The organism is Mesorhizobium sp. M7A.F.Ca.ET.027.03.2.1 (genome assembly GCF_003999175.1).
In the GTDB taxonomy this organism is placed as follows: domain Bacteria; phylum Pseudomonadota; class Alphaproteobacteria; order Rhizobiales; family Rhizobiaceae; genus Mesorhizobium.
Genome location: NZ_RZOM01001009.1, coordinates 1 through 2,252 on the forward strand (window position 1 = coordinate 1; position 2,252 = coordinate 2,252).

General features: G+C 64.1%; 2 protein-coding genes and 1 pseudogene. All 3 read left to right on the forward strand.

Translation table 11 applies throughout. From position 1 onward, the window contains the following. Positions 1 to 392: pseudogene (locus EN750_RS30370) on the forward strand (proton-conducting membrane transporter); the annotation flags it as partial. A gap of 179 nt (positions 393 to 571) precedes the next feature. Beyond that, the gene (locus EN750_RS30375; RefSeq protein ID WP_127398939.1) at positions 572 to 1,717 is read left to right on the forward strand and encodes an aminodeoxychorismate synthase component I; all 1,146 of its coding nucleotides are present in this window, start codon (positions 572 to 574) and stop codon (positions 1,715 to 1,717) included. Continuing rightward, positions 1,666 to 2,252: aminotransferase class IV family protein (locus EN750_RS30380; protein ID WP_127398940.1), on the forward strand; the 587-nt coding region annotated here is incomplete at its 3' end. The genes EN750_RS30375 and EN750_RS30380, both read left to right, overlap by 52 nt.

A 2,252-nucleotide genomic window follows, 5' to 3' on the forward strand; every position in this document is an offset into this window, starting at 1 on the left:
CCAAAACCTCGGCTCCAGCCAAATCCGCAACGAGCAAACCTGCAACAGCCAAATCCGCAACGAGCAAACCTGCAACAGCCAAGTCTGCAACAGCCAAGTCTGCAACAGCCAAGCCAGCAGCCGGCCCAGCATCCGGAAAGCCCGACAATCTGCGCCGGCTGATCGGTATCGGTCCGGTCAACGAGAAGCTGCTCAACGCGCAAGGCGTCACCAGCTTCGCGCAGATCGCGTCCTGGACCGCCGCCGATGTCAAACGGATCGAGGACGTCATGAATTTCGACGGCCGCATCGCGCGCGAACGCTGGATCGAGCAGGCCAAGCTGCTCGCCGCCGGCAACGAGAAGGAATTCGCCAAGCAGTTTCCAACAGCCGGAACCTCCAGCAACAGCTGATCGCCAGGCACGACCTGAAGATTGCAAGCGGCGGCGCCATATCGGCGCCGCCGCTTGCTCTTGGTTCCTGAGTTGGCCCAAAGGTCGGCTTTAAGAGGCAGCGTGCCGTTCCCTCGATTGCGCGCGGGCGGCACCCCATATAGAGCGGTTGATGCTTCATAGACCGCAGCATGAGTCCCATGTCCCTGCCCGCCGCAATTTTTCGCAATGACAAAAGCGCGCGCCAGCTCGTTTTCGACCGGCCGGCCGATGTCATCGTGGCGCACGAAGCAGGGGATTTCGGGCCGGCTCTGGAAGCAGCACAAGCCGCGCATGATGCAGGCAAATGGCTTGCCGGCTATTTCTCGTATGAGGCGGGCTACCTTCTCGAACCCAAGCTCGTTCCCCTGCTGCCGAACGGACGCCGCGCCCCACTCGTGTGCCTTGGGGTTTTCGATGCCCCGGTCGAAGAGGCGGTGCCGCCGCGCGACACCACGGCGACCAACGGCCCGATCTTCGACGCCCGTGCGACGTGGTCGCCCGAGGATTATGAAAAACGCTTCTCGCGGCTGCACCAGCACATCCGGCAAGGTGATTGCTACCAGGGCAATCTGACCTTTCCCGTGCATGCGCAATGGTCAGGCGAGCCGCTGGCCGCCTTCGATGCATTGACGGAACGTCAGCCGGTGAAATATGGCGCGCTGATCGCGCTCGGTGAACCCATCGTGCTGTCGCGCTCGCCCGAACTGTTCTTCGAGATCGACGCCGAGGGCATGATCGAGACGCATCCGATGAAGGGCACGGCGCCGCGCGGCGCGACCAAGGCCGAGGACGAACGGCAGAAGATCTTCCTGCGCAATGACGAAAAGAACCAGGCCGAAAACCGCATGATCGTCGATCTCCTGCGCAACGATATCTCGCTGATCAGCGAGGTCGGCACGCTGGACGTGCCGGCGCTGTTCCGCATCGAGACTTACCCGACCGTGCATCAGATGGTGAGCGACGTCAGGGCCAAACTGCTGCCGGGTCTCTCTATCCGCCAGATCTTCGCGGCGCTGTTTCCTTGCGGTTCGATCACCGGCGCGCCTAAGATCCGTGCCATGGAGATCCTGCGCGACCTGGAAGGCACGCCCCGCGATGCCTATTGCGGCGCCATAGGCTGGATCGCGCCCGGCGGCCCGATGCGCTTTTCCGTGGCGATCCGCACCATCTCGCTCTTTTCGGGCGGCGAGGCCGTCTACAATGTCGGAGGCGGCGTCGTCTTCGATTCGACGGCGCAGGAGGAGTATCAGGAGTGTCTGCTGAAAGCGCGCTTCGCGACGGGAACACCGCCGACTTTCAGTTGATCGAGACCATGCGCTGGGAACCCGGCCCGGGCTTCCTGCGCTTCGATCGCCATCTTGCGCGCCTCTATGGCTCGGCGGCGGAGCTCGGCTTCCGCTGTGCTCCAGGCAAGGTCGGCGAGGCACTGAGCAGCGCGGTCGGCGGTTCCGGCGTTGCCATGCGCACGCGGCTCGTCCTGTCGCACGATGGTGAGGTGGCGGCCTCGGCGCAGCCTTATGAACCGCTCGCCGCCGACAAGGTCTGGATGCTGCGGCTGGCGCGGACGAGGCTCGATTCGCACGACACGCTGCTGCGCCACAAGACCAGCCGGCGGCAGCTCTACACGCGTGCCCGCGCCGAACACCTCATCACCCAGGCCGACGAGGTGCTTATGGCCAACGAGCGCGGCGAGATCTGTGAAGGCACGATCACCAATGTCTTTGCCGATCTCGGCGACGGCGTGCTGGCCACGCCCCGGCTCGACTGCGGCCTGCTGCCTGGTGTATTGCGCGCGCAGCTTCTGGATGAAGGCCGCGCCCGCGAAGCGATCTACAGCTT